The sequence below is a fragment of the Streptomyces misionensis genome (assembly GCF_007896895.1).
In the GTDB taxonomy this organism is placed as follows: Bacteria; Actinomycetota; Actinomycetes; order Streptomycetales; family Streptomycetaceae; genus Streptomyces; species Streptomyces misionensis_A.
Genome location: NZ_VOGW01000058.1, coordinates 3334 through 8594, shown reverse-complemented (window position 1 = coordinate 8594; position 5261 = coordinate 3334). Strand labels below are relative to the sequence as shown.

Annotated in this window: 3 protein-coding genes and 1 tRNA gene; all 4 read right to left on the bottom strand. The window is 71.6% G+C overall.

The genetic code is table 11. From position 1 onward, the window contains the following. Window positions 1–165 precede the first annotated feature (165 nt). The 4 genes from FRZ03_RS10535 to FRZ03_RS10520 all read right to left on the bottom strand — a co-directional run bounded on the left by FRZ03_RS10535 (window position 166) and on the right by FRZ03_RS10520 (window position 4922). The gene (locus tag FRZ03_RS10535) at window positions 166–831 is read right to left on the bottom strand and encodes a leucine-rich repeat domain-containing protein (protein ID WP_315902637.1); all 666 of its coding nucleotides are present in this window, start codon (window positions 829–831) and stop codon (window positions 166–168) included. A 161-nt stretch (window positions 832–992) separates the two neighbouring features. Further along, window positions 993–1065: transfer RNA gene (locus FRZ03_RS10530), tRNA-Lys, on the bottom strand. 88 nt (window positions 1066–1153) lie between these two features. Continuing rightward, complete coding sequence (locus FRZ03_RS10525) at window positions 1154–2662, bottom strand: amino acid permease (RefSeq protein WP_146464886.1); 1509 nt, start codon at window positions 2660–2662, stop codon at window positions 1154–1156. Window positions 2663–2774: 112 nt separating this feature from the next. Beyond that, on the bottom strand, window positions 2775–4922 hold the full coding sequence (locus FRZ03_RS10520) for a DEAD/DEAH box helicase (protein WP_146464885.1): 2148 nt from the start codon (window positions 4920–4922) through the stop codon (window positions 2775–2777). Window positions 4923–5261 lie beyond the last annotated feature (339 nt).

The window sequence follows — 5261 nt, the reverse complement described above, 5'->3', positions numbered from 1 at the left end:
CGGCCCGCGCGGTCCGCAACAGCGCCTCGTTACTGGAACCGCCGCGCAGGCTCCCCGACAACAACAGAATCACCGGAAGATCGGACATCCGGCCAACCTTACTGCTCAGTCCGGGAGTTGGCGCCTGCTCGCGCACAGGACCCCTTCCCCGAGCGGAGGGCACGCCTAGAAGAGGACGACACACCCCCGCCGCTCCAGCTCGTCCAGCAGCGGTCCGGAGGGCTCGCACGGATTCCAGCGCAGGTCCAGTTTCTCCAGGGCGGGCAGGGCGGTGAGCCAGTCCGGGAGGCGGGTGAGACGGTTGCCGCGGACGTCGAGGTGGCGCAGGCGGGGCAGCGCGGCCAGGGCCTCGGGGAGCTCGGGCAGCGCGTTCTCCCGCAGGTCCAGGTGGCGCAGTTCGCGCAGGCCGGCCAGGGACGGCGGCAGGGTCTCGAGCACGTTGCCCCGCAGCCACAGCTCACGCAGCCGCCGAAGGCCCCCGATGCCCTCGGGCAACGCGGTCAGCCGGTTGTGCCGGGCCCGTAGCTCGACGAGCCCGGCCATCCGGCCGATCGCCTCGGGCAGGGCCGTGAGGGCGTTCTCGCCGACGTTGAGGTAACGCAGCCGCGTCAGGTTCCCCAGGGACTCCGGGAGCCCGGACAGCTCGTTGTCGTGCAGATAGAGGAAGCCACCGAGGCCGGCCAGATCGCCCAGCTCGTCCGGGACGGAGGTGAGACGGTTGTGGCCGAGGTCCAGCGTGGTCAGCCGGGCCAGCCGCCCGATGCACGGCGACAGGTCCGTCAGCCCGTTGTCCGCGAGGATCAGCACCTCCAGCTCGGCACGCCCCCACACGTACTCGGGAACCGCCCCCAGCTGATGCCGTCACAGGTTCAGTACGTTCCGCACGCCCGGTTCCCCCTCGCGGTCGCGGCCCGATCGCCCCTCCAGGCTCCGGAAACGGCGGAACCCCCGTCTGACCAGGTCAGCGAGGGTCCCTACCCCGAGGGGTCCGGTAGGCCCTGTGGGACTCGAACCCACAACCAATGGATTAAAAGTCCACTGCTCTGCCAATTGAGCTAAGGGCCCAGGCGATGTTGCCTGTCCGAGCATAGCCGCAGGAGGCCGGGTCTCCGATCGGGTATCGGGGACCCGGCCGCGTCGTGGCGGCGGATGGCTACTTTTCGACGGGGTCGGCGGCGGGGACGCGGGTCGCGCCGAGGAACCAGTGGCGGGCCGAGGCGAGCCACCAGGTGGCCGCGAAGCCGAGGACGACCAGGACGGCGACGGGGGCGTAGTTGAAGGTCTTCCAGGTGACGGGCGAGACCTGCGGCAGCATGAAGAGGACCGTGATCGCCACCACCCACAGGACCGAGATCACGCCGATCGGCCCCGACCAGCGACCCAGGTGCCACGGCCCCCGCTGGAACGCCGCGCCCTTGCGGACCCGCAGGAAGGTGGGGACGACGTACGCGATGTAGAGGCCGATCACCGCGATGGACGTCACCGCCGCGTACGCCGTCGAGTTGATCAGGTAGGGCAGGCCGAGGACCAGGGCGGCCAGCGCGGCCAGCCAGACCGCCGCCACGGGGGTGCGGGTGCGGGGGCTGACCGTGTGCCAGACGCGGGAGAACGGCAGCGCGCCGTCGCGCGAGAAGGCGTAGATCATCCGGCTGTTGGCGGTGACGGAGGCCATCCCGCAGAAGAGCTGGGCGCCGATCACCACGAGGAGCAGCAGCTTGCCGGAGGTGGCGCCGAGCGCGTCCAGGAGGATCTGGGCCGGCGGGGCGCCCGTGGAGGACGCCAGTTCGCCGTCGTACGACTGGATGGCGAAGGTGAAGCCCAGCAGCAGGACGAAGCCCGCGATCCAGGACGTCCAGATGGAGCGCACGATGCCCTTCGGGCCCGCCGTGGCCGCGTCGTGCGTCTCCTCGGTCATATGGGCGGAGGCGTCGTAGCCGGTGAAGGTGTACTGGGCCATCAGGAGGCCGAGGAGGACCACGTAGGCACCGCTGCCCCAGCCGGTCTGGTTGACGAAGTGCCCGAAGACGAAGCCCGCCGAGCGGTGGTGGTCGGGTACGACGGCCAGCGCGCCGACGATGACCAGCACCCCGAGCACGTGCCACCACACGCTCACGCTGTTCAGGAAGGCGACGATCCGCACGCCGAAGGTGTTCAGCAGGCCGTGCAGCAGCAGGATCGCGGCGAAGAGCAGGACCGTGCGGCCCCGGGTGACCTCGAAGCCGAACTGGAGGTTCAGATAGGCCCCGAGGAAGGAGGCCGCGCCGAAGTCGATGCCCGCGGTGACCGCGACCTGGCCCAGCACGTTGAACCAGCCCGTGAACCACGCCCAGGCCGCCGCCGAGCGGGGCGGCGCCAGCCGGTGGGCCCAGAAGTACAGGCCGGCCGAGGTCGGGTACGCCGAGCAGATCTCGGCCATCGACAGACCCACGAGCAGCGTCATCAGGCCGACCGCGACCCAGCCCCAGGTGATCACGGCGGGGCCGCCGGTGGTCATGCCGAAGGAGTACAGGGTCAGACAACCCGACAGGACCGAGATGATCGTGAAGGACACCGCGTAGTTGGCGAACGCCGACATCCGGCGGGCGAGGACCTGCGTGTAACCGAGCTGGGCCAGCCGTTCCTCGTCCGACGGCACACCCGCTGTCGCGTCTTCATCTGTCATGCCCCCAGCAATTCCCTCGTCGCGCGCGTGACATGCGTCACTCGGGGGCGACATGCGGAAGGGCCCGCACGACCGGGTCGTGCGGGCCCTTCGGACAGGTGCGGAGCCGAGATCAGCCGTTGCGCTTCCAGCGCGGCTTGTCGTCGCGGCGGCCGAAGGAGGAGCCGGTGCCGCGGTGGTCGTCACGACGGCCGTAGGGGCGCTCGTGGCCACCGGAGCGGAAGCCCGGACGGTCGTCGCGGCGGTCGCGGTTGAAGGGGCGGTCGCTGCCCCGGTGGCCGCCACGGTCGTCACGGCGGAAGCCGCCACGGTCGTCACGGCGCTCGAAGGAGCGGCCACCGCGGTCGTCCCGGCGGTCACGGTCGCGGTCGCGGTCGCGGTCACCGAACGGACGGCGGTCGTCACGGCGCTCGAAGGAACGGCCACCACGGTCGTCACGACGGTCGTCACGACGCTCGAAGGAACGGCCACCACGGTCGTCCCGGCGGTCACGGTCGAACGGACGACGGTCGTCGCGGCGCTCGAAGGAGCGGCCACCGCGGTCGTCCCGACGGTCACGGTCGCGGTCGCGGTCACCGAACGGACGACGGTCGTCACGGCGCTCGAAGGAACGGCCACCACGGTCGTCACGACGGTCGTCACGACGCTCGAAGCCCCGCTCGCCCCGGTCACGGTCGTAGCCGCGCCGCTCCCGGCGCTCGTACGGCGCCGAAGCCGCCGGACGCTCCTCGCGCTCGGCCTGCTGCGCCGCCGGCTCCTCGGCCACGGCCAGCTCCTCGGCCGCCGACGCCTGCGCCTCGGCCACGGCGGTCTCCGGGTCCTCGCCGCGCTCGCGGGCGACCCGGGCCACCAGCCGGTCGGCCTCCTCGCGCAGCTCGGTCGCGCGACGCTGGGCGCGCTCCAGCTGCTTGGTCAGCTGGACGACCTCGCGCTCGGCCTGCTGCGCGGCGTTGCCGGCGGACTCGGCCTGGACCTCGGTCATGGAGCGGGCGCCGGTGATCTCGGCGACCTCCGGGTCGAAGGCGGCGCCGCCCTGGATGATGTGCCGGGCCGCGTCGACGCCCGCGTCCTCCATCAGACGGAAGATCTGGCGCCGCTGGTGCGGCAGGGACAGCGAGACGACGGTGCCGGTGCGGCCCGCACGCGCGGTACGGCCCGCGCGGTGCAGGTAGTCCTTGTGGTCGCCGGCCGGGTCGACGTTCAGCACCAGGTCGATGCCGTCGACGTGGATGCCGCGGGCGGCGACGTCGGTGGCGACCAGGACGTTGACGTACCCGTCCTTGAAGTCGGCCAGGGTCCGGGTGCGGGCGCCCTGGGTCATGCCGCCGTGCAGCGCGTCGGCCTTCACCCCGGCGTCGCGCAGCTGCTCGGCGACGCGGTCGGCGCCCAGCTGGGTGCGGACGAAGATGATCGTGCGGCCCTTGCGGGAGGCGATCGCGGCGGTGACCGGCGCCTTGTCCTTGGGCTTCACGATGAGGATGTGGTGGGACATGGTCGTCACCGCGCCCTGGGCCGCGTCCACCTCGTGGGAGACGGGCTCGGTCAGGTAGCGGTCGACGAGGGTCTGGATCTCGTTCTCCATCGTGGCGGAGAAGAGCATGCGCTGGCCGCCCGCCGGGACCTGGTCGAGCAGCTCGGTGACCTCGGGCAGGAAGCCCAGGTCGGACATCTGGTCGGCCTCGTCCAGGACGGCGATCCGCACGTCCTCCAGGGAGCAGGCGCCGCGGTTGATGATGTCGCGCAGCCGGCCCGGGGTGGCGACGAGGACGTCGACGCCGCGCTCCAGGGCGTAGATCTGGTTGCCCATCGAGGTGCCGCCGCAGACGACCTTCATCTTCAGGCCGAGGACGTCGCCGTACGGCTGCAGCGCGTCGGCGACCTGCATGGCCAGCTCACGGGTCGGGGTGAGGATGACCGCGCGGGGGCGCTTCCTCTCGGTGCGGCCGCCGGCCAGCGTGGCCAGGGTGGGCAGACCGAAGGAGAGGGTCTTGCCGGAGCCGGTGCGGCCGCGGCCGAGGATGTCCTTGCCGGCCAGGGCGTCCGGGATGGACGCGGCCTGGATCGGGAAGGGGGTCGTCACGCCGTTCTGCGCGAGCTTGCGCACGATGCCCTCGGGGAGGCCGAGGTCGGCGAAGGTGATCTGGGGGGTCTGGGGGGCCTCGGGGGCCTGGGTCTCAGTGGCCTCGGTCGTCTCGTCCACGAGTTCGTTCACGTTCTCGTTCTCGGACACGACGATCTGGTCAAAACTGGACACGGACATGCGAATGCGAAACCTTCCGGAGTCTCGTCGGCACGCGCCCGTCAACTCCGTGATTCGCACACGACCGCCTCAATGCGGTCCGCCACGGCAAAGGAGAGTACGCGCCACACGGCGCGCTCTGTGGTGGCGCCGGGCAAATGGGATCAAACGATCTACCACCATACGCACCCACCACCCCCGAAGGCAAACCGATCCCGGCTCCGGACGGCCCGTACGCCTGTGCGTCGGGTCACATCCGGGCCCGCGCCGCCGGCTCCGGCGCGGGTTCGCGCTGGACGAGCTGCGGGCCCGGGTCCTCGTGCGCCGACGAGGACGGCTCGGCCGAGGGCGGCTCCGTGT

Bases quoted from the DNA above. Each gene is read 5' to 3' on its own strand.
- FRZ03_RS10525 (WP_146464886.1), bottom strand. From the start codon at position 2,662: ATGACAGATGAAGACGCGACAGCGGGTGTGCCGTCGGACGAGGAACGG.
- FRZ03_RS10520 (WP_146464885.1), bottom strand. From the start codon at position 4,922: ATGTCCGTGTCCAGTTTTGACCAGATCGTCGTGTCCGAGAACGAGAAC.